The organism is Venatorbacter sp. C2-1, assembly GCF_022832715.1.
Taxonomy (GTDB): Bacteria; Pseudomonadota; Gammaproteobacteria; order Pseudomonadales; family Oceanobacteraceae; genus Venatoribacter; species Venatoribacter alkanivorans.
Window position 1 is genome coordinate 1,653,090 of the sequence record NZ_CP094879.1, and the last position, 22,727, is coordinate 1,675,816.

At 51.1% G+C, this 22,727-nt stretch carries 20 protein-coding genes; 14 read left to right on the forward strand and 6 right to left on the reverse strand.

Translation table 11 applies throughout. The features are described 5' to 3' along the window. The first annotated feature begins 291 nt into the window (after nt 1-291). From MT343_RS07375 to MT343_RS07430, 12 genes are all read left to right on the forward strand, one after another. Nucleotides 292-1,470, forward strand: coding sequence for an ammonium transporter (locus tag MT343_RS07375; RefSeq protein WP_145469538.1), 1,179 nt, complete (start codon nt 292-294; stop codon nt 1,468-1,470). 375 nt (nt 1,471-1,845) lie between these two features. Beyond that, the gene (locus MT343_RS19655; protein WP_145469487.1) at nt 1,846-2,886 is read left to right on the forward strand and encodes a methyl-accepting chemotaxis protein; all 1,041 of its coding nucleotides are present in this window, start codon (nt 1,846-1,848) and stop codon (nt 2,884-2,886) included. A gap of 33 nt (nt 2,887-2,919) precedes the next feature. After that, nucleotides 2,920-3,288 carry a response regulator gene (locus MT343_RS07385; RefSeq protein WP_145469488.1) on the forward strand — a complete coding sequence of 123 codons (369 nt, stop codon included), beginning with the start codon at nt 2,920-2,922 and terminating at the stop codon, nt 3,286-3,288. A gap of 7 nt (nt 3,289-3,295) precedes the next feature. Next, nucleotides 3,296-3,619 (forward strand): STAS domain-containing protein, encoded by a 324-nt coding sequence (locus MT343_RS07390; RefSeq protein WP_145469489.1) that lies wholly within the window; start codon nt 3,296-3,298, stop codon nt 3,617-3,619. Between the two features lie 5 nt (nt 3,620-3,624). Further along, on the forward strand, nt 3,625-5,724 hold the full coding sequence (locus MT343_RS07395; RefSeq protein ID WP_145469490.1) for a chemotaxis protein CheA: 2,100 nt from the start codon (nt 3,625-3,627) through the stop codon (nt 5,722-5,724). A gap of 1 nt (nt 5,725) precedes the next feature. Further along, a complete protein-coding gene (locus MT343_RS07400; protein WP_145469491.1) occupies nt 5,726-6,250 on the forward strand; it encodes a chemotaxis protein CheW in 525 nt (174 codons plus the stop codon). Between the two features lie 14 nt (nt 6,251-6,264). Beyond that, nucleotides 6,265-7,893 (forward strand): methyl-accepting chemotaxis protein, encoded by a 1,629-nt coding sequence (locus MT343_RS07405; protein ID WP_145469492.1) that lies wholly within the window; start codon nt 6,265-6,267, stop codon nt 7,891-7,893. Beyond that, nucleotides 7,880-8,707, forward strand: a complete 828-nt coding sequence (locus MT343_RS07410; protein WP_186435946.1) for a CheR family methyltransferase — start codon at nt 7,880-7,882, stop codon at nt 8,705-8,707. The genes MT343_RS07405 and MT343_RS07410 overlap by 14 nt, the downstream gene beginning before the upstream one ends. A 1-nt stretch (nt 8,708) precedes the next feature. Then, on the forward strand, nt 8,709-9,167 hold the full coding sequence (locus tag MT343_RS07415; RefSeq protein WP_145469494.1) for a chemotaxis protein CheD: 459 nt from the start codon (nt 8,709-8,711) through the stop codon (nt 9,165-9,167). A gap of 6 nt (nt 9,168-9,173) precedes the next feature. Further along, nucleotides 9,174-10,214, forward strand: coding sequence for a protein-glutamate methylesterase/protein-glutamine glutaminase (locus tag MT343_RS07420; protein ID WP_145469495.1), 1,041 nt, complete (start codon nt 9,174-9,176; stop codon nt 10,212-10,214). Between the two features lie 27 nt (nt 10,215-10,241). After that, nucleotides 10,242-11,447 carry an EAL domain-containing response regulator gene (locus tag MT343_RS07425; RefSeq protein WP_145469496.1) on the forward strand — a complete coding sequence of 402 codons (1,206 nt, stop codon included), beginning with the start codon at nt 10,242-10,244 and terminating at the stop codon, nt 11,445-11,447. 101 nt (nt 11,448-11,548) lie between these two features. Next, nucleotides 11,549-11,857 carry a TfoX/Sxy family protein gene (locus MT343_RS07430; protein WP_145469497.1) on the forward strand — a complete coding sequence of 103 codons (309 nt, stop codon included), beginning with the start codon at nt 11,549-11,551 and terminating at the stop codon, nt 11,855-11,857. 74 nt (nt 11,858-11,931) lie between these two features. On the opposite strand, the gene MT343_RS07435 is transcribed toward MT343_RS07430, so the two are convergent. From MT343_RS07435 to MT343_RS07450, 4 genes are all read right to left on the reverse strand, one after another. Then, on the reverse strand, nt 11,932-15,000 hold the full coding sequence (locus tag MT343_RS07435; protein WP_145469498.1) for an efflux RND transporter permease subunit: 3,069 nt from the start codon (nt 14,998-15,000) through the stop codon (nt 11,932-11,934). A 2-nt stretch (nt 15,001-15,002) separates the two neighbouring features. Next, nucleotides 15,003-16,106 carry an efflux RND transporter periplasmic adaptor subunit gene (locus tag MT343_RS07440; RefSeq protein ID WP_145469499.1) on the reverse strand — a complete coding sequence of 368 codons (1,104 nt, stop codon included), beginning with the start codon at nt 16,104-16,106 and terminating at the stop codon, nt 15,003-15,005. Nucleotides 16,107-16,356: 250 nt separating this feature from the next. After that, complete coding sequence (gene cobB, locus MT343_RS07445) at nt 16,357-17,058, reverse strand: Sir2 family NAD+-dependent deacetylase (RefSeq protein ID WP_145469500.1); 702 nt, start codon at nt 17,056-17,058, stop codon at nt 16,357-16,359. 2 nt (nt 17,059-17,060) lie between these two features. Then, nucleotides 17,061-18,209 (reverse strand): patatin-like phospholipase family protein, encoded by a 1,149-nt coding sequence (locus tag MT343_RS07450; protein ID WP_145469501.1) that lies wholly within the window; start codon nt 18,207-18,209, stop codon nt 17,061-17,063. Between the two features lie 229 nt (nt 18,210-18,438). Here MT343_RS07450 and MT343_RS07455 point away from each other — a divergent pair, with 229 nt between their 5' ends. Further along, nucleotides 18,439-19,068 (forward strand): riboflavin synthase subunit alpha, encoded by a 630-nt coding sequence (locus MT343_RS07455; protein WP_145469502.1) that lies wholly within the window; start codon nt 18,439-18,441, stop codon nt 19,066-19,068. Between the two features lie 75 nt (nt 19,069-19,143). On the opposite strand, the gene MT343_RS07460 is transcribed toward MT343_RS07455, so the two are convergent. Further along, nucleotides 19,144-19,383, reverse strand: a complete 240-nt coding sequence (locus MT343_RS07460) for a glutaredoxin family protein (protein WP_145469503.1) — start codon at nt 19,381-19,383, stop codon at nt 19,144-19,146. Nucleotides 19,384-19,406: 23 nt separating this feature from the next. Between MT343_RS07460 and MT343_RS07465 the strand changes: the two genes are divergently transcribed. Further along, nucleotides 19,407-20,168 (forward strand): sulfite exporter TauE/SafE family protein, encoded by a 762-nt coding sequence (locus MT343_RS07465; RefSeq protein WP_145469504.1) that lies wholly within the window; start codon nt 19,407-19,409, stop codon nt 20,166-20,168. Nucleotides 20,169-20,171: 3 nt separating this feature from the next. Here the strand turns inward: MT343_RS07465 and MT343_RS07470 are convergent, their stop codons facing one another. Further along, complete coding sequence (locus tag MT343_RS07470; protein WP_145469505.1) at nt 20,172-22,652, reverse strand: hybrid sensor histidine kinase/response regulator; 2,481 nt, start codon at nt 22,650-22,652, stop codon at nt 20,172-20,174. Nucleotides 22,653-22,727 lie beyond the last annotated feature (75 nt).

Below are 22,727 nucleotides of genomic sequence, written 5' to 3' on the forward strand. Positions count from 1 at the left end.
GGCGCGTGAGTGCTGAATGCGTGCGCAATTCTCACACTTTGTTCCGGCTTTGTCAGGCAATCCTGACAAAGTTGGTACGGAACCTGCTAAAACCCTGACTTATTGGATTGTTGCGCACCACTCTGGTGTCCATTTTTCCAGCCGGCACTCTCATGAAGCATCGCAACTCCGGTTGTTGATCAACTGATCTGAGTGAGCCGTTTTTATCAGCAAGAACCCAGCGAATTAAAGTGAGGACACAACGTGGAAACTATTGACGTTAACAGCATCAACAGCGCCGTTGAGACTTTGATGCAAAGCGCCAACACCATGTTTATTCTGCTCGGTGCCATTATGGTACTGGCAATGCACGCCGGCTTCGCCTTTCTGGAAGTCGGTACCGTACGCCATAAAAACCAGGTCAATGCTCTGGTAAAAATCATCACCGATTTTGGTGTGTCGACACTGGCGTACTTTTTCATCGGTTATCAGATTGCCTATGGGGCGAACTTCTTCAGCGGCGCCAGCGAACTGGTAGCGAATAATGGTTACGACCTGGTGAAGTTCTTCTTCCTGCTGACCTTTGCTGCGGCGATTCCGGCCATTGTGTCCGGTGGTATTGCCGAACGTGCAAAGTTCTACCCGATTCTGATTGCTTCTGCCCTGACGGTAGCTTTCGTATATCCGTTCTTTGAAGGCATGATCTGGAACGGTAACTACGGCTTCCAGGGCTGGCTGGAAAACAGCTTTGGTGCTCCGTTTCACGACTTTGCCGGCTCCGTGGTGGTTCACGCCGTCGGTGGCTGGATAGCCTTTGCCGCAGTTGTGTTGCTGGGTTCCCGTCGTGGCCGCTACCGTGATGGCCGTGTGGTGGCTTTTGCGCCTTCCAACATTCCGTTTCTGGCCCTGGGTGCGTGGATTCTGGCGGTGGGCTGGTTCGGCTTTAACGTGATGTCTGCCCAGACTCTGGATGGAATTTCTGGTCTGGTAGCGGTTAACAGCCTGATGGCAATGGTTGGCGGTACAGTGGTTGCCATGATTGTCGGCAAAAAAGACCCGGGCTTTATTCATAACGGTCCGCTGGCGGGTCTGGTGGCGGTATGTGCCGGTTCTGACCTGATGCATCCGATTGGTGCATTGATTGTTGGTGGTGTGGCCGGTGCGTTGTTCGTTTTCGTATTCACCCTGGCGCAGAATAAATTCCCTAAATTCGATGACGTATTGGGTGTATGGCCACTGCATGGTCTGTGTGGTGCCTGGGGCGGTATTGCCGCCGGTATTTTCGGTGCAGAAGCGCTTGGTGGTTTGGGTGGCGTAAGCTTTATGTCACAGCTGCTGGGCACGGTTGCCGGCATCCTGGTGGCAATGATTGGCGGTTTTGTGGTCTACGGTATTGTTAAAGCCATCTCCGGCATCCGTCTGGATGAAGAAGAAGAGTTTAATGGTGCTGACCTGTCGATTCACAAAATTGTTTCGACCAGCGAAGACTGATCACTTCTTTTCATTGCTTCTCACAACAAAAAAGCCGCAGGGAAATCTGCGGCTTTTTTATTTCTGCAGCGGCTGCCTGAATCTGAGCATAAGGGCTGATGAACGTAGTAATAAAGCACTTGTTACGGAGAGCGTTTGCTATCACGCAGTCAGTGAATAGTCGTACTTTTTCGTCTTTACATTTTTGACAGTTCCTGAGTGCCTTACTAGGGTTAGATGTGTTCATCATCTGGATTCTGATTTATGGCGTCGCCGGCGTTTTTCCACCCAGGTTCATCCTTAAAGGATGTTTTACCTTTACCGTTGCTTTCGTTGTTGCTCGGTCTTCCGGTTATTCTTTTACTTGTTTATCAGCATTGGATTACGGCATTCCTTTTGACGGCTGCTGACGTTATTGCTGTGCTCTGGCTGCAAAAAAAACAAAGAACGATTTCTCTGCAGCAGCAGACCGCCAATGAGGATCATAAGCCTGATTATCAGGCGATGTTTGCCGAAGAACATCAGGCTCTGAGTGATATTCTGCCGATATGGATTCGCCTGCAGGGACTGGCCAGTGAGCAGATTGAAACCAATATTACCGATCTGGCGGGCCGCTTTGACAATATTTATTTCCGTCTTCAGCAATCGGTAGATACGGCCGAAGATGCAGTGTCCGGCTTACATGGTAATGATGGTATTCGTCAGGTTGTACAGGAATCTGATCAAAAGCTGGGCGACATAATCCGTTTAATCGAGCAAAGCATTGAAAGCCGTAATCAGTTGCTGGAAGACATTACCGGCCTGGCTGAAATCACCGAAGACCTCCGGGCAATGGGAGGTGAGGTTGCAGACATTGCTGCGCAAACCAACTTACTGGCACTCAATGCCGCGATTGAAGCTGCCCGCGCCGGTGAACAGGGACGGGGCTTTGCCGTTGTTGCTGATGAAGTCCGGACGCTGTCGACACGCTCCGGAGAGACTGGCCGGCGAATTGCGCAGCGCATCGAAGAAGTGAACACCATGCTTGATACCACACTGGCCACAACCAGACGAAATACCGAGCAGGACGGTGAACAAATGAATCGTATTTCTGCCACGATCGAAGAAACGCTGGATCGTTTCCGTAATGTGGGTAATCGCAGTGTGGAAATTGCGGCCGAACTACAGTCAAGCAACCGCAACATCAGTGAAGACGTAAAGTCGGTTCTTACCGGGTTGCAGTTTCAGGATCGTGTTTGCCAGATCCTCGGACATACCACGGCCGATATAGAAAAACTTCTGAATCATGTCAGCACCACGGCCGAGTTGCCTGAAAGCATCAATGTGCAGCAGTGGTTATCCGAGCTTGAACAAACCTACACCACGCTGGAACAAAAAAGCGCACAGACTGGTACGCAGAAATCGTCTGGCGATGATGACGAAATCGAATATTTTTAACCCCGGTCTGTAATGAAAAAGGAAAGATAAATTATGGCAAAAACCATCATGATTGTTGACGATTCTGCCAGTATTCGTCAGGTGGTCGGCATGACCTTACGGGGGGCGGGTTTTGAGGTAATAGAAGCCTGTGACGGAAAGGATGCCTTGAGCAAATTAAGTGGCCAGAAAATTCATCTGGTGGTTTCCGATGTCAATATGCCCAATATGGACGGCATCAGTTTTGTCACGGAACTGAAGAAGAACGCAGCGTATCGTTTTACCCCTGTGATTATGCTGACCACCGAAGGTGCCGAAGATAAAAAGGCCGCGGGTAAAGCCGCGGGGGCGAAAGCCTGGATTATTAAGCCATTTAAAGCTGATCAGATGCTGACTGCTGTTAATAAATTGATTCTTCCCTGAGGCTGACATGGCGTCCTCCGTTACCCGAAAAGCAGATTTTATGATCTTCACGGTGGAAGGTGAGTTTTCCATTTTCAGTATCGCCGAGGATTTTCAGATATTTTCAAACGCTCTGGCAGAGGTCCCGGGAAATATTCTGGTCGATCTCAGTCAGGTCAGCGAGATGGATACCTCCGCTGTTCAGCTCTTGTTATGGCTGAAAAAGCAATGCGGTGACAGCAGTCATATCACTGTCGATGTTCGCTCCGGCAGCAGTGCTGAGCACTTACTGAAACTTTATCAGTTGCCGGAAACACAGCTTGGCAAACTGGTCAGTACCGGGCAGGGGTAAAGACGATGGATATGGATCAGGCCGAACAGCTTTTTATTAATGAAGCGGAAGAGCTTCTTGGGCAGATGGAGTCCTGTCTGCTTGAAGTTGATGGTGGCGATGCCAGTATCGTTGATCGTATTGATGAAATATTCCGTGCCGCTCATACCATTAAAGGCTCTGCCGGGTTGTTTGGCTTCGATGATATTGTAGCTTTCACGCACAACGTTGAGAGCGTGCTCGACAGGGTCCGGGCAGGAGATATCGGTTTTACTCCCGACCTGTCTGAGCTGATGTTTGATTGCCAGCGGCATATGAGCATTCTGGTTGCCGTTCTGAAAGGCAGCGGCGAGCGAGATCTTGCCGTTGAAGAGCGGTTGGTTAGCGCTCTTGGTCATTACATGACAGACAGCCCGACTCAGACACCATTGGCAACCGCTGCTGCGGAAAATACACCGGAGCTGAGCCAGAGCGAGCACCGCTGGCATATCTTTGTTCAATACGGCCCGGATACCTTCCGCGATGGTATGGACCCAAGTTCGCATATTAATTATCTGCATACTTTGGGGCATATCGACGATCTGACATTAACCAACAACCTTCCTGATGAAGGATTTGATGCAGAAGCATGTTATCTGGTGCTGAGTCTGTATCTGACAACCCATGCATCCCGTGACGATATTCTTGAGGTATTTGAGTTTATTCAGGAGTTCAGCACGGTAACGGTCACTGAAGAAAACTCAGTGCAGAGCGCCGAACCTGACGATGTCAGAGCGGTATCCGGCAGTGGTTCTTCTGCTGATAACGTGCCTGCCGGCGTTGCCGTCAGTGCAGAAGACAATGAACCCAAAAAGGCCGAACGGACACTTGGCGATGTCAGTTTTCTGAAAGTGGATTCCCGTAAACTGGATCATCTGATTTCACTCATCGGTGAAATGGTTACGTCTGGTGCAGCGATTGAATTAATGATGCGCCACATGACAGATACCCGGATGTCTGAAGCCTTTTCCGGTATGGTCGGTTTAGTTGAACAGGTGCGAGATGGTGCTTTGCAGCTGCGCATGGTGCAGGTTGGGGAAACTTTCAGCCGGTTGCGCCGGATTGTCCGCGATGTTGCCAAAGAAACCGGTAAAGGAATTGATCTGAAAATATCCGGTTCAGAAACGGAGCTGGATAAAACCATGGTCGATAAGTTGGGCGATCCATTGATGCACATTGTGCGGAACGCCATTGACCATGGCATAGAGTCAGTTGAAAAACGTCTGGCCGCGGGCAAGCCAGAGATTGGCAGCCTTCATCTTAATGCCTACCATGATTCCGGATCTGTTGTTATTGAAGTTATGGACGATGGTGCTGGTCTTGATGCAGACAAAATCTATCAAAAGGCGCTGGAACGCGGCCTTATTGAACAGGGAAAAAAGCTGTCTGAAGAAGAAGTTTATCGTCTGATATTCTCGCCCGGATTTTCAACCGCCGAAGCCGTCACTAAATTATCAGGACGCGGCGTCGGTATGGATGTGGTTAAACGCAATATCGATGATCTGAAAGGATTGATTGAAATAAGCAGTGAGAAAGGCAAGGGCACACGTTTCCGCATCCGCCTGCCACTGACATTAGCAATCATTGACAGTTTTGAGGTATCTGTCCGGGATACTCACCTGGTTATTCCGACCAGCATGATTAAAGAATGCATCGGTTTTGACCGGAAAAAGCTCTGCATTGACAGAAACTTTATTAATCTGCGTGGCGAGGTTCTTCCTTTTGTCCGCGTTGCTGAAATCTTCAGTTACGACGGTGTTACTTCAGCGAATGATCCGGTTGTTAGCGGTTATCTTGATGAAATGCTGGGAGAAGAGCATGAACAGGAAACTAAAGAGCACCTGGTCGTTGTTCAGTTTGCAGACAAACGGGCCGGTTTGGTTGTCGATGAACTTCTGGGCGAAGTTCAGGCGGTGGTTAAGCCCATATCTGCTCTTTTCAGATCCATCCGTGGTATCAGTGGCACGACGATTCTTGGCACCGGAGATGTCGGGTTTATTGTCGATGTACCGCAGTTTATTGAATTTTCCCGCGACAGCGAAGCAAAGAACATTAACCGCAATCTGTTAAATGTGATGAGGACCTGATATGACGGCCGATTTCAATGAAGCGGCGGATAAAGTCTTTACTGAGAATAATTATTTCTGTCAGTACCTGACCTTTATTCTTGGCGATGAGGTTTATGGCATCAGTATTAACTCAGTGAAAGAAGTGATTGAGTTCGGCAATGTAACAACCGTGCCCATGATGCCTAAGTTCGTTAAAGGCGTTCTCAACCTGCGCGGAGAGGTCGTGCCTGTTGTCGACCTCTCAATTCGCTTTGGTGACTTGCCAACACTGATCCATAAACGCAGCTGTATTGCCATTCTGGATGTTCTTTTTGAAAACAAAAAGACCGTGATCGGTGTCGTCGTTGATGCTGTCAATGATGTGGTTGAGTTACAGAACGACCAGATCAAAGACCCTCCGGAGTTTGGCGCTAAAATCCAGGCTCAGTTTATTCAGGGGGTTGCTCATATTGATGAACACTTTGTGATTATTCTCGAACCGGATCGGGTTCTTTCCATAGAAGAAATGGCCATGATTATTGAACAGTCCTCATCCAGCAGTTAATCGGGAGAAACAACATGCTGAATAATATGAAAATTGCCTATCGTCTGGCACTGCTGGCATCGACGTTGTTGTTCTTCCTGATAATGATCGGTGTACTTGGTATCAGTGGGATGCGTTCAGAGCATCGGGCGATGGAAACCGTATACCTTGATCGGGTTGTACCGCTTAAAGACCTGAAACTGATTGCCGACATGTATGCCGTTAATATTGTGGATACTGCCCATAAAGTCCGTAATGGTGGACTGAGCTGGGAGCGCGGATTGAGCAATATTGATGTTGCTCAGCAGAGTATTTCGGAAAAATGGCGGGGGTATTTGTCGACTCAGCTGGTCGCCGAAGAGGCTGCTCTGGTTGATGAAATAAAGCCGCTTTTACGTACGGCTGATGCCGCTGTAGAGCGTGTTAAAAGCATCATGATGAAAGAAGACCAGGCAGCGCTTGATGAATTTGTATTGAACACCCTCTACCCGGCCATTGAACCGGTGAGTGATCGTTTTTCCAAACTGGTGGACGTACAGATCAATGTGGCTGCTAAAGAATATGAAGTATCTTCAGAGAGTTACTCTGCGACGTTGATCACTAACATCATCATTATTGTTGTGAGCCTGCTGATCAGTATTTTCTTGGGGATTATCATTACCCGCAGTCTGGTAAAGCAGCTGGGTGGCGAGCCCTCGTATGCCGCGGAGGTTATTCAGAAGGTCGCAGCCGGTGATCTGACTCAGAATATTCAGATTAAACCGGATGACCGAACCAGTATGCTGTTTGCGATTGTACAGATGGTCGATAAGTTATCGGACATCATTTCTCAGGTTCGCTCGTCGGCCGATAATCTTTCATCTGCATCTGAGCAAATGAGTGCTACGGCGGAGTCTATCAGCCAGGCAGCAGCAGAACAGGCCTCCAGTGTTGAGGAAACCTCGGCGGCCATGGAGGAAATGAGCGCTTCCATCAACCAGAATAACGAGAATGCCAAAATTACCGATGGCATTGCCAATAAAAGCGCCCATGATGCGATCAGAGGGGGTGAGTCGGTGATGAAAACTGTCGATGCGATGAAGCAGATTGCCGATAAAATCAGCATCATTGACGACATCGCCTATCAAACCAACCTGTTGGCTCTGAATGCTGCTATTGAAGCCGGCCGGGCTGGCGAGCATGGGCGCGGATTTGCGGTTGTGGCAGCGGAAGTACGTAAACTGGCGGCGCGCAGTCAGACAGCAGCTAAAGAGATCGGTGAAGTTGCAAGTAACTCCGTCGCACTGGCAGAAGATGCCGGCAAACTTCTCTCAGAAATTGTGCCGTCGATCCAGAAAACCGCTGAGCTGGTTCAGGAGATTGCAGCAGCCAGTGGTGAGCAGAGTACCGGCGCGCATGAAATTAATAATGCTATTGGCCAGATCACCCAGGCAACGCAGCAGAATGCGGCTGCCTCTGAGGAGTTATCGTCTACTTCTGAAGAGCTGACGTCACAGGCTGTAGAGCTGCAGCAGATGATGGAGTACTTCAATGTTGGGCTGACTCAGGGCGCACCAACATGCAAGCCTGTACGGACTGTGCGTCCGGCTCCTGAGCGTAAGAACCTTGCAGCCGTAAAGGCGGGTAATACAGACGATGACGACTTCGACTTTGAGAAGTTCTAATTACACCGCTTTACAGCCATTGGCGGATACGGAGTTTAATTTTTTCCGTCAGTGGCTGTTTCAGAACTCTGGCATAACACTGAATGACAGTAAGAAGAGTCTTGTCAGTGGCCGCCTGAGTAAGCGTATTGCTAAGTTGGGTTTGGGAAGTTTTTCTGCATATCTGAAGATTATCCGGAGCGGGGATAAAGAAGAAGCTCAGGTGCTTCTGAATATTCTTACAACAAACGAAACGTATTTCTTCCGTGAGCATAAGCACTTTGAATTTATGCAGTCCGTTATTCTTCCCGATCTGAAGCAGGCAGGGAAAGTGTCGGTCTGGAGCGCCGCGGCATCTACAGGTGAAGAAGCTTATACCGTGGCGCTGATCATGGCTGATGCTTTTGGTTTGCATGGCCCCTGGAGTGTAACGGGTACAGACATCAATACCGAAGTGCTCAGTATTGGTCAGCGGGCCATCTACCCGATTGAGGCCTCGGTCAAAATTCCTGAAAGCTACCGGAAAAAATATTGCCTTAAAGGTAAGGGAAAAGATCAGGGGCTTTTCCGCATTTGTGGTGAACTGCGTAAGCAAGTGAATTTTACCCAGCACAACCTGATGCAACCTTATGCTGGCACAGAGCGCTTTAATCTGGTGTTTCTGCGTAATGTACTGATCTATTTTGATCTGGAAGAAAAGAAAGAGATTCTCCGCCATGTCATGAACAGTATGACTCCCGGGGGCTGGCTTCTGGTCGGACATTCAGAAAGCATTACTGGCTATAGTGAAAGAATTAAGCAATATCAGCCCGGATGCTATCGGCTGATATCCTGATATGCGCCAGGTATATCTGAAACCAGGAGACTATCTGATTGATGAGGTGGACGTCGGTCTGGTCAGTACCATCCTTGGCTCTTGTGTTGCTGTAATTCTCTGGCACCCGAAAAGCAAAGCATACTGTATCTGCCATTATTTATTGGCAGGGGAGCCTGGCGATTCCGGTGGTCGCTATGGCCACTGGATTCTTAATGAATTTCGCCGTTGGGCTGTTGGTCACGGATTTAAGCCAGAGGATGTTGAAGCCATGATTACCGGAGGAGCAGGCAGCATGCAGGCTTCACTGTTGGCAGAACGATTCCAGGTAGGAAGCTGTAATTATCATCTGGCGCAACAGTTTATATCTGAGGCCGGGTTTCATCTCAGGCAGGAAGACGTTGGTGGCAACTCTGGTCGTAAAGTAATTTTTAATCCGCCAAGCGGAAAGCTGACAATTCAGCTGTTGAGCGGAGTGTGAGGCGTTATGGAACGGAAAATCCGGGTACTGGTAGTGGACGATTCCGCCGTTGTGCGGAATATGATGACAGACATCCTGTCTGCCCAACCTGACATTGAAGTCACGGGGGCCGCCGCTGATCCTTATTTTGCGATTGATAAAATGCGTGGCAACTGGCCGGATGTTATTACTCTGGATGTAGAAATGCCGCGCATGGACGGACTGACGTTTTTGCGGAAAATCATGAAGTCGCGCCCGACGCCGGTGGTGATTTGCTCATCGCTAACGGAAAAGGGAGCCGAAACGACACTAGAGGCCTTGTCTGCTGGTGCCGTCGCAATCTTTACCAAGCCCAAGCTTGGCGTCAAAGATTTCCTGCAGTCCAGTGCACCTGAACTGGTCGATGCTGTGCGTGCTGCCGCCCGCTCCCGCGTGAAAACGATTAACGTGCAGAACACGCAGCACAAACCACTGCTGCCTGAACGTTCGGCGATGATTAAAACCACAGAAACCGTTGTGGCAATAGGTACGTCAACCGGTGGCACTCTGGCACTGGAGAAAATTCTGACAACCTTACCGGTTACGGCTCCGGGTATTGTGATTGTGCAACATATGCCGGAAAAATTTACCGCTGCATTTGCCAAAAGACTGGATTCAATTTGCGCGATTGAAGTCCGGGAAGCGGTTGATGGTGACCGTGTCCGCCCCGGGTTGGCACTGGTTGCACCGGGAGGTAAACACATGACGCTGACGCGCAGCGGTGCGTTTTATTATGTTGCGGTCAAATCGGGTCCGGCCGTTAACCGCCACTGTCCCTCTGTCGATGTGTTGTTCCGTTCAGCGGCGCACTGTGCCGGTAAAAATGCTGTGGGCATTATTCTGACGGGCATGGGGGATGATGGTGCCCGCGGATTACAGGAAATGCTGGAATCAGGGGCTGAAACCTTCGGTCAGGATGAAGCCAGCTGTGTGGTATATGGTATGCCGAAGGAAGCCGTAAAACGAGGGGCGGTGCAGCACGTTATAGGCTTGGGTGATGTGGCTGGCGTGATTATGCGCTATGTCTGAGGCAACAGGGATATTACGGAAATTCATATGGCGCAATTGTCAGTATTAGTGGTGGAAGACAGTCTGGTACAGCGTACTGCTTTGGCTGAAATGTGCCTTGAACTCGGTGCCGGAGACGTTGCTGTGGCCGACAATGGCCGTACCGCACTGAAGGCGATTGATGGCCGTGCGGAAGAGTTTGACCTGCTGATCTGCGACCTGGAAATGCCGGACATGAACGGCATTGAACTGGTCGATTTACTGGCCGCACGCAGTACCGGCAGCGGCCTGATTATTCTTAGCGGACGGGAAGAAAGCCTGATCTATGCCGTTGGTCTGATGGCTTCAAGGCGTGGACTGAGAGTTCTTGGCAGTGTAAAAAAACCGATGACGCGAGATGCCCTGACAAAAATATTTTCAGATTGCAGAGCACAGCAGGATCAGAGTTCAGCCCTGTCTGCGTCGAAACCTTCGCGACCGGTCACCTTGCAGCGTTTGCAGCACGCTATTGGCCAGCGGGAACTGGTGCTGCATTACCAACCCAAAATGAATCTGGCGGATATGTCTCTGCACGGTGTTGAAGCACTAGTGAGAATTCAGGAAGAAGACGGTAGTCTGATTTATCCTGATCGTTTTATTGCCGTCAGCGAACAGGAAGGGTTAATTGATTACCTGAGCCTGGAGGTTCTTCGGCTGGCGCTTGAGCAAAAGAATCGCTGGAATTCTCAGGGCCTTAACACCGTCATATCCATCAACCTGTCGGCGGCGTCTTTCCAGAATAATATTTTTTGTGACGCTGTGTTGGATAACATCCAGGCGATGGAAGCGGATGCAAAAAATATTATTTTTGAAGTAACAGAAACCGCGGTTATTCAGGATATGACCCGGGCTTTGGCTGTCCTGACCCGTTTGCGTCTGGCTGGTTGTGGCTTATCACTTGATGATTATGGTACCGGCTATTCATCTGTTAAGCAGTTATCACAAATTCCCTTTACGGAACTGAAGGTGGATCGGAGCCTGATTGATGGTATTGCCGGCAAGGGGCATTTGCAGGTGATTTTTGAAAATACCCTGAAAATGTGTAACGAACTTGGTATTACTCTTGTTGCAGAAGGAATCGAACAACCAGCCGATCTGGATTTTCTGTGCCGTAGTGGTTGTCCGGTCGGGCAGGGGTATCTTTTTTCACCTCCGATTGCTGAATCTGACTTCATTCACTGGTATCAGGCAGGTATGCCGACACTGAATCACTAGAGTCTGTCGACACGGATGCTGCAGGGGGAGCAAGGGGAATGTGACAAGCTGGCGATCTGCATGTTTGAATAGCCAGATGATGATACATTTATTGGAAATACATGAGTCCGAAATATATCCGGGATTTACCCGGCCTGGGTGAAAAAAGTGAGCAGTCACTGGCACTGGTTGGTATCACCGATGTTGAGCAATTACGTAGCTGTGGCGCGGTGATGGCTTTTTACCGCTTACAGCAGTTGGCTGCCGCTGAGGGGCGGGCCAAGCCCAGTCTGAATTTTCTTTATGCTCTCGTCGGTGGCCTGAGTAATCGCAGCTGGCTGGCGGTTGCCCAGAGTGAGCGGGAACAGTTATTGATGGAATTAGAGGGAATCTCTGAAATGGAGCGTATGTTTCAGACTGACAGTGAGTGATTCCATCGTATCTCACGGTGTAGTACCCATAAAAAAAACCTCCATACGGAGGTTTTTTTATGTCGGTTGATTCATCAGCTTTTAACGGGAGCCTTAATGCCATGACTCATGGCGTACAACACCGGCACTACGCCCAGCGTCAGTACGGTGGCAAAACCAAGGCCAAAGCTGATAACCACGGCCATAGCGCTGAAGAACGGATCAAACAACAGCGGTAACATGCCAAGGATGGTGGTCAGCGCTGCCATGGTTACCGGCCGCAGACGGCTGACCGAGGCATGAAAAACCGCATCGTATGGTTCCCGGCCTTCGCTCAGTTCGAGCCGGATCTGATCAACCAGCACAATTCCGTTTTTAATAATCATGCCCGACAAGCTGAGAAAACCGAGCAGCGCCATAAAGCCGAATTCAGCGCCCAGTAACAGCATGCCAGCGCTGACGCCAATAATCGCCAGTGGCACACAGGCCCAGATTACCAGCGCACTGCGCATTTCGTTAAACAGCAGCACGGTAATAATAAACATCAGCAGATAGCCCAGCGGCAGTGAGGCAAACAGACTTTGCTTAGCCTCGCTGGACGATTCATATTCGCCACCCCAGCTCAGCTCGTAGCTGGGTGGCAAAGGGATGGCTTCGATCTGTGGCTTCAGGCGCTTAAATAAACCATCGGCGGTGATGTCAGCGTCCAGATCCGGATCGGCAAAGACACGGATGGTACGCTTGCGATCACGGCGGGCAATGATCGGATCTTCAAACACCACATCAAAGTGCTCAACCACCTGACCGATCGGAATGTAACGGCTGAATACCGGACTCCAGATCTGCAGGTCGGTGAGGCCATCGATATCAAGCCGCTCATACGCAGGTGGGCGCATAATAATCGGTTTTAAGGTGGTGCCTTCACGATACAGACCAATACTTTTCCCGGAAAAACTGAGCTGCAGCAGATCGTCCATATCCTGTTTGGAAATACCGGCGCGGCGGGCATTTTCTTCATTAAATACCGGGCGAATCACTTTCTCGCGTTCGCGCCAGTCGTGACGGATATTATCGGTGTCGGGGTCTGCACGCATAATCTGTTTGGCCTGCTCGGCCAGAATGCGTAATTGCTCCTGATCGGGGCCGGCAAAACGGGCTTCGATTTTAGCGGCACTGCCAGGGCCAATCTGCAGGCGTTTGAATTTTACAAAGGCATCCGGCATTTCTTTTTGTGTCCAGCGACGGGCATCGTCAATTAATGCCGGAATCTGTTCCCGCTCGGCAGTACGTACCATAACCTGAGCATAGGCACGGTACTGCCGCTCCGGTGCGTAGGTCAGCATAAAACGCAGTTCACCCTGACCGACCGTGGAGGAGGTGAATTCCACTTCTTCTTTTTGCTGAAAATAATTTTCCAGTGCCAGAGCCTGCTGTTGTGTTGCGCGGATATCGGAGCCTTCAGGCAGCCAGATATCAATCAGGAACATCGGTGTGTTGGATGGCGGAAAGAAGCTTTGTTTTACAAAACTGTAGCCGTAGATCGCAATAAACATGGCAGCCAGCATCACGCCCATCGTCGCTCCGCGGCGCGCTAACATCAGGCTCAGGGTTGTACGATAAATATCGTACAGAAAACCGTGGTAAGGATCGCTTTCCGCATCCGGATGCTCTTCTTTGTTAAACAGCAGATGACAGAGAAAAGGCGTCAGGGTAATGGCGGTAATCCAGCTGAACAGCAGGGAAATCAGCAGCACATAAAATAATGAACCGACAAACTCGCCGGTTGAATCCGGTGATAAACCGATAGGTGCAAAGGCGGTAACGGCAATTACAGTGGCACCTAATAGTGGCCACTGGGTTTGCTGCACAATGTCGTAAGCGGCGCGGGTTCGTGACAGGCCTTTTTTAATACCCACCATAATGCCTTCGGTTACGACCAGTGCATTATCGACCAGCATACCGAGAGCAATAATTAACGCCCCCAGCGAAATCCGGTGCAGCTGAATATCCATGACCTTCATGGCAATAAAGGTACCCAGAATGGTCAGCAACAGAATAATGCCGATGATAATACCGGCGCGCATGCCCATAAACAGCAGCAGTACAACAATCACAATCAGGATGGAGGCCAGCAGGTTAAGTACGAAGCCGGTGGAGGAAGCATCCACCTCGGCTGGCTGGTCGTACAGTGTGTGCAGCTCAATTCCTAATGGACGGTTAGCATCCAGTACTGCCATTTTCTGCCGTAATTGTTCTCCGACAGCAACAACGTTAACACCGCTGTTAAACGCGATACCAATACGCAGCGATGGCATACGGTTGTAATTTGTAAGGTGGTCAGGAACTTCGGCAATGCCTTCAGAAATATTGGCAATGTCGCGTAAATAAATCAGTTTATCGGAGCCTGCCTGGCTGACCAGTAAGTCGCCGAGTTCCTGAACGGAGCGGAATTCTCCGGTTGGATGAATGCGGATATATTCATCGCCGATACGGATATGGCCGGCATCCTGTACGGTATTCTGCGTCTGTAATAACTGATACAGACGCGATAGCGGAATGCCGAGGTTGGTCATGCGCTCACGGGAAATATCAATAAATACCTGTTCCTGCTGAGTGCCGGATATGGTGACCTTGGCGATGCCATTAAGCGTCGATAATTCGCGCTTGAGATAATCGGCATAATCATTCAGTTCTTCGTAGCTGTAATCGTTACCCGACAATGCCAGCAACACACCGTACACATCGCCAAAATCATCCATCACAATCGGAGCATTGGCACCGGGTGGCAGGGACGGGGTTTTATCATGCACTTTACGGCGCAATTCATCCCAGATCTGCGCCAGCTGATGGGATTTATAGGTGGGTTTAATCACCAGATGAACCTGGGAAAAGCCGGCTTTGGAAATGGAATCAACATGCTTGATATAGGGCAGTGCCTGAATGGCGCTTTCCAGTAGTGCGGTAACTTCTTCCTCCACCTGTAGCGCGCTGGCGCCGGGGTAGTAGGTAATCACCATGGCTTCTTTAATGGTGAACTGCGGATCTTCAAGACGGCCCAGCCCTAAATAGCTGATGGCTCCGCCGACGAGCAAAATGGCCAGCATCATCCAGCTGGTCGTGCTGTGCTTAATAAAGTAGGTGGCCGAGTTCTGTGGCTGACTCATGCTTAAAGACCCCGTTCCTGAATCCAGGGGCGGATACGCATCCCTTCATGGGCCTGATGAACACCAGCGGCGAGAATGGTATCGCCTGGCTGTAATCCCTGAGTGATTTCCAGCCCTGCGGTTGACAACTGGCCGATTTTTACAGCGCGTGTTTGCAGGGTCATATCAGCTGTTACTATCCACACCATCGCCTGCGAACTGCCATCGGCCTGCTGTTCGCCCTGAAAGACTGCCTGGGGTGGGACAATCAGGTTCTGGCTGCTCTGGCTCAGTACCTGACTCAGATCCACATGCACGCTGGCACTCATCCCTGGCAGTAAATTCAGCGAAGGCGGACGGGGCAGGGTCAGCGTGATGGTAAAACTGCCGGTCGCCGGATCGGCCTGAGCCGTATGCTCTTTATAGCTGGCGCGGAAACGCTTGCCTGGCAGGGCTTCAAACTCAACATCCGGCTGATAGTTAGTGTTTTCTTTTTTGGCGATATGCGCCATCAGGTTTTCCGGAATCTGTAAGCGAACTTCAAGCTGATCCTTGGCTTGCAGCATAACCAGGGTTTTACCGGCGGCCACCGGCTGATGATTATCGGCATAGACTTCAGCAATAACGCCGGAAAACGGTGCCTTTAAGGTGGTGTAAGACAGGTCTGTGCGGGCGCTGGCCAGCGCCGCTTTACTGATATCCAGTTCGGCTTTGGCCTGATCAAACTGTGACTGGGAAATCTGCCCCAGTTCAAACAGATCTTTCACCCGCTGAAACTGTGACTCCGCCAGTTCATAGCGGGCTTTACGGTCATCAACACGCAGCTGGTAATCGGCAGGGTCAAGGCGCGCTAATACGTCTCCCTGGCGCACTTCTTTACCGGCCTGAGCCGGCAGTGTCAGCAGTTCACCACTGACCCGGAATGCCAGTGCAGCACGTTCGGCGGCCTGTACCTGAGCGGGAAAGCGTCGCAGCATTGTCTGGCTGGCCGGGCTGATCTGGAAAACTTTAGCCGGATGAACCACGGTAGCGGTTGCACTGGCCTGTTGCTCAGAGCAGCCACTGGTAAGCAGTAGTGTTAATGCTGCAGCGGGCAGCAGCCACAAAGGGCGGGATACATAGATCATGCGCAATTCCTGTTAGCGGGCTGGCGGGAGCCGGGCGGAATGAATGCCGGGATTTCTTATTGATAAGCATGGCCTTTCATTACGGTTTGGCCAGTCTTGGGGAGGATTTTAGGCTAGTTTGTGTTTTGTCAGCAGATATGAAATCTGCAACCGATAATCCTGAATTCAGGACAATCTTCATTATTTACCAATAAATATAAGCGCCTTTAGGCCTCTTTGTTTTAAAAAGAGGATTAATTGCCGGCAGACACTACAGCAGCCGCTGCAGGAAGGAGGGGAGTGTCCGGCCGGCCTGGCCGTACAGGTGCTCGGCAAAGGCATCTTCGGTATTCGAAGGCTCCAGATTGATCTCTACGGTGTGGGCACCGGCCCGGCGGGCGATGTCGACAAATCCGGCAGCCGGATAAACATGGCCTGAGGTTCCGATACTCAGAAACAGGTCACACTGCTCCAGCGTGGCGCAGATCTCATCCATATACAGTGGCATTTCACCAAACCACACAATATGCGGTCGCAGAGTAGGCCGCTGGCAGCAGGGACAGAGAATATCGGCACTGATATCGCCTTTATGTTCGATGATCCTGCCGCTCAGCAGACAGCGGGCTTTGTTCAGTTCGCCGTGCATATGCCGCAGGTTACGGCTGCCGGCCCGCTCATGCAGATCGTCAACATTTTGAGTAACCAGCAAAAATTCGCCATTAAAGCGCTGTTCGAAGTCGGCCAGAGCCAGATGAGCAGGGTTTGGCTGAACCTCGCTCAGCTGACGCCGGCGGTCGTTATAAAAACGCTGCACCAGCTGTGGATTGCGGGCAAAGGCTTCGGGTGTAGCAACGTCCTCCAGACGGTGGTTTTCCCACAATCCGTCAGCATCACGGAAGGTGCGGATACCGGACTCGGCGGAGATGCCGGCACCGGTCAGAACAACGATGCGCTGGAATTCGGATGTCTTCATGGTCAGTCGTGGAAGTGGTCGGCAAAAAACGCACGGATTTCGTCTTCCCGTGCACAGGCATCCTGAAAGCCAAGGTCAATCAGGCTCTTACAGAAACCACGGGAAAACAGCAGATAACTGAGAATACCGGAGCCGTTCTGGCTGGCATTACCACTGCCGCCAAGGGCGAGTTTTAATGCGCGTGGTATTTCGTTTGCGTGCTGGCCGGCAATCTCATCAATCGATTGGCTGGGATTAATCTCCAGAAGCTCGATGGCCTTCAGCTCCATACCTTCTTTTTTCCGTACCGATTCCGGAATTTTTTCGACGGTACGGTTAATGCGGCGTAAGCGTTCAACATCGGTTTCCATGCTGTCGAGGAAGGCGGCATTGAGCATATGCCCCATAATTTTGGCCGGCGATGGATAAGAACTGCTTTGCGGGCGCTCTTTGCGTTTGTGAGCGATACCGCTGACACCGATCACCATGATTTTTTCTGCACCCAGATGCAGCGCCGGGCTGAGTGGCGCCAGCTGACGTACGGCGCCATCGGCAAAATATTCGCGGTGAATTTTGACCGACGGGAAAATCATCGGAATGGCCGAAGAGGCCATCAGGTGATCCAGGGTGATGCGGCTGCGGATGCCAACACGGCGCTGACGCTGCCAGTTATTGATGCTGTAGTGGCCCTGAAAAAAACTCACGGACTCGCCGCTTTCCAGGCCCGAGCAGTTGACGGCAATGGCGTGCAGTGCACCGCTGTCGATAGCCCCCTGAATATTGTCGAACTTCACGACTTCGGTCAGCAGTTCACGCAGAGGCTGGTTATTAAGCAGAGAGACGGTATCGTTTTTATAGCCCCGGCCAATCAGCAGGCTGCGGGTAAGGCGGGCAAGTGAGGCCGATACTCCCCAGAAGTCGGTGCGGTAGATCTGGTCGCAGCTGAAATGCATCCAGATACGCTCAAGGTGTTTGATTCCCATGCGGTAATTTTCGGCATAGCTTGCGAGGGCGACACCATTAATCGCACCGGCTGAAGTACCGGAAATAATATCAAAGGGATTGTAATGACCTTTAGGCAGAATTTTGTGAATCGCTTTTAACACGCCCACCTGATAAGCCGCCCGGGCGCCGCCGCCGGAGAGAATTAATCCTGTTTTTTTAACGTCCAAATCCGTGTCCTGCTGTCTCTGGGTGTCTCTGAATTATTTGTCTGCGCCGGGTTTTTCTGGTGCGTAGCTTTCGGAAAACGCTTTGCCGACGAGAGTCACCGGTAAACCGGCCTCTGACGTGCGACTTTCCGCCGTGCAGTGTTATCACCGGCTCTATCCGTGATTTCATGCCTTCTTCTGCAGCGAGTATAGTGCATAATGCGTTTTTCTGAGTTGGCTGGAGAGACTGATGTTCACCGGTATTGTGCAAACCAGATTGCCTGTGGCGGGACTGGAGCGCAAAGAAGATTTTGCCACATTCACTTTTGAATTCCCGGAAAAATTAAGTGCCGGACTGCAGATTGGCGCGTCTGTCGCTATTAACGGCACCTGCCTTACCGTACGCACTCTGGAGCAGGGGCGGGTCAGCTTTGATGCCATCGGGCAAACGCTTAAGGTCACCAACCTGGGGGATCTGCAGCCGGGCAGTATCGTGAATATTGAACGGGCAGCGCGCTTTGGTGACGAGATCGGTGGCCACGTGTTATCCGGCCATATCATGGATCAGGTAACCGTGCTGGCAGTCGATGATTCCGCCAATAACCGGGTGGTATGGATGGCGCGCCCGGCGCATCTTTCGCCTTTCCTGCTGGATAAAGGTTATGTCGCGCTGAATGGCTGCAGCCTGACCATTGCTGAAGTAACAGACGATCGTTTTTGTGTGCACCTGATTCCTGAAACCCGTGATGTAACAACCTTCGGCATGGTACAGGTGGGTGACCGGATTAATGTGGAGGTGGACGCCCAGACTCAGGCGGTGGTGGAAACCGTACGTCGCCTGTTGGCTGATCCGCAGATGAGTGCTCTGTTGTCCCGTTAAGGGGAGTGGTGCTGTGACAATAACCGGCCGCGTCGTTATCGTCAGCGGCCGGTTTGGCTGATCGCTGAGGTGGACTCAGCGGCTTTGTAAAAAGCGGATAATATCGGCCGATTCGAACATCCAGGTATCTTTGCCGTTATCAGAAATCAGCAGGCAGGGCACGGTGGTCCGGCCGGTTGCCGTATATTGTTGTTTACGGAATTCCTGATTGGTCAGCACATTGCGTTTTTCGACCTCGACCTTTACGCCGGGCAGTGCACGCAGCACACGTTGGCAGAATGGACAGGCGTCGTAGTAGTACAAAGCGTATTTCATAAGTTTCCCCAGATGAACTCTGCATGGATTATATCGAACAAACCGCACTTTTTCTGATCGCAATTGTAGCGAATTGGTTTTCCGCGCTGGCCGGTGGTGGTGCCGGACTGATTCAGCTGCCAATACTGATTTTTATGGGGCTGCCATTCCCGCTGGCGCTGGCAACGCACAAAGTGGCGACGGTTGCGCTGGGCGTTGGTGCGACCGCCCGCCATTTGCGTGAGCATCATCTCGATCGCCGGATTTTGTTGCTGATCGTCGTGGCTGGTGTGCCCGGCGTGATTGCTGGTGCCTTGTTTATTCTGGACGTGCCGGCACGTCAGGCGGAGATTGCCCTGGGCTTACTTACTCTGTCACTGGCGCTGTACTCCTGGTTTAAGCCGCAGCTGGGTTTGCATAAAGACGGGCGTAACCGCAGTAAGGCCGGTTTTGCGGTTGGTGCACTGGTGCTGTTACTGATCGGTTTTGCCAATGGGGCTTTGTCGGCCGGCAGTGGTTTGTTTGTCACCCTGTGGCTGGTGTACTGGTTTGGACTGGATTACAAAACCGCGGTGGCGCAGACACTGGTTGCGGTCGGGTTAGGCTGGAACGGCAGTGGGGCTCTGACCATGAGTGCCATGGCCGAGGTGCAGTGGAGCTGGATACCGGCACTGGTCGCCGGCTCACTGGTGGGTGGATATCTGGGTGCACACTCGTCGATTCAGGCGGGTAACCTGACCATTAAACGCCTTTATGAACTGGTCACCCTGATTGTAGGACTGAAGCTGTTGCTTGGCCCACTCTGATCATCAGCCGGGTTTCTGTGCTTTGGTTGTGGTGTTCAGCCCTGTTGTTTCATCCCGGCCAGCATCGGCGGGTAACCATTTCTGCACAACCAGACGGATCTGATCAAGACTGATGGGCTTACTCAGGTAATCGTTCATTCCGGCATCAAGGCAGCGTTGCTGATCGCCGGACATGGCATTGGCCGTGACCGCGATAACCGGAGAATGGCGCTCGCTGAGGTGGCTGGCGCGCAGAATCCGGGTTGCTTCAAAACCATCCATGACCGGCATCTGGCAATCCATAAAGATCAGATCGTAACGATAGGAACGCTCGGCTTTCAGCAGCTCCAGTGCCTTTTCACCGTTATCCGCAACATCCACTTTCAGTTGCAGACGGCTTAACATTGAATTCAGAACGCGCTGATTGATGGTGTTGTCTTCAACAACCAGAGCACGGCCGCGGATATTCTCGATAGGTGTTGTATCAACGGCTTCTACCCGGTTTTTAACCAGACGGACTTCACTGCTGCCCAGCGCCTGTACCGGCAGGTGCAGGTGAACCTGAGTGCCACGGTGTTTTGCACTGTTGATATTCAGACTGCCTTTCATGCAATGACAAACGGCTCGTACCAGTGACAGGCCAATGCCCAGTCCCTGAAAACGACGCTGATCGGAAGCATCTCCCTGACAGAAATAGTCCTGTACGCGGCTCAGCTCGGCTTCGGTCATACCGATACCGGTGTCACTGATATGGACATCGAGGCTGGTGTTTTGATCGTGTTGGCTGACGCCGACTTCAACACGGATCTGACCTTCCTGAGTAAATTTAACGGCATTTTCCAGCAGCGCCTTAAGTGCATGACGGATGCACTTAATATCGGCACGGATATGATTAGGCAGCCCCGGCTGCAGCACCAGCTCAAAGGTCAGATGCTTATCCTGACATTGCTGACGGACATAGTCGGCGGCGGTGCGGATCATCGGCGCCAGTTCAATGGTTTCCGGTGACAGAATACGGTTACCGGCCTGCAGCTCGGTATAGGTCAGAACGTTATCGACCAGATCCAGCATATCTCTGGCGCTGCTGCGTGCGTCCTGCAAAGAACTGAGCAGAGGCTTGCCATGTTCGTCGGCCGCAAGTTCCAGCGATCCCAGTATGCCGTTAAGTGGTGTACGGAACTCATGGCTGATTGTCGCAAGGAAATCATTTTTCAGGCGATTGGATTCAGCCAGCCGCACGGCCCGTTCTTCAAGTTCTTTTTTGACCACGGCCTCAGCATGATTTTTGGCCCGTTCCAGAATTTTGATACGGTCAGCAAGGGCAAAGGACAGTAAAACGATTTCCAGAGCACTGCCGATTTTACTGGCATGAGTGGTCCACAAATTATTGGGTAAATACCCCAGCATCATGGAAATGGTGATCATGCCGCCGACAATCAGCGATACCCAGGCAATCAGGAAATAACGGGCCTGATGCTGTCCTTTGAGTAGCGACATTACAGAAGAATAGAAAACGGTGACCAGAAAAATGACTACTACAAATTTGCCGCTGCTCATAACGGTCGCGATATCAAAGACCAGCGAACTCAGGCAGATAAGAGCTGACAAGATCAGGCAAATACGCAATGCAATATCGGCCACGCGATCGTGGATTCTGGTCTGCAGGAAAGCACGGGTGAAGGCACTGCCAAAAACACCGACAAGACCGATGGTTAAGGGAACGGCCATTTGCTCAAGCCATATCCACTGTGGCCAGATAAATTGATAACCGAGGCCACTGGTTGCCAGCTGCAAGGCAGAAAATGAGGCAATATAGCCAATATACAGCAGGTAATTACTGTCACGAATGCTCAGCCACAAAAAGAAATTGTAGAGGAACATCACCAGCATCATGCCGTAATAAAGTCCCAGCCCATATTGCTCGTTACTGCGCTTTTCAACAAAGTGGGTAATTTCCCAGAGGCTGATCGGTACCTGCATGGAGCTGGTGGTCTGCACGTTGAGATAAACCGTCTGTTGTTTATCCGTGCTGAAATCGAGGGGAATAACAAAATTGCGGTGTGATACCGGTCGCTGTGAAAAAATATTCAGGTCCCCCAGCTCGTAATGACTGAGCTGAGCGCCACCTGCACGATGGGTGACGGCATTAACCACATCCAGAAGAGGGTAATTAATTTCCAGCAACCAGCGTGTTTTTACACTCCGGCTGGCATCAATATTCAGCTTCAGCCAGTAAGCAGATTCCGTGAAGCCTTCATTAAAGGCGGCTTTGGGGTAAAGACGGAACGGGATGTTCTGCTCAAGAATATAGGGCAGGGATAACTGAGCCAGCGGATCTTCGAGATAATACAGAGCACCGGCGCTGTTTATCTGGCTGGTGTCATCGGTTAAATACAGTACCTCGGCAGGGGAATCTGCTGTGTTTTCGGCAGCAACCGGCAAAGCCACCGAGAACAGTGCCGAGAGACTTGCCAGTAATACAGTAAGAACAGCAGTACGCAGCATATGAGAATCTTTTTTATGCCGCTTCCCTGATTACAGACAGCCTGCGTAAGCATCCTTGCTATCTGCAACCGCTGT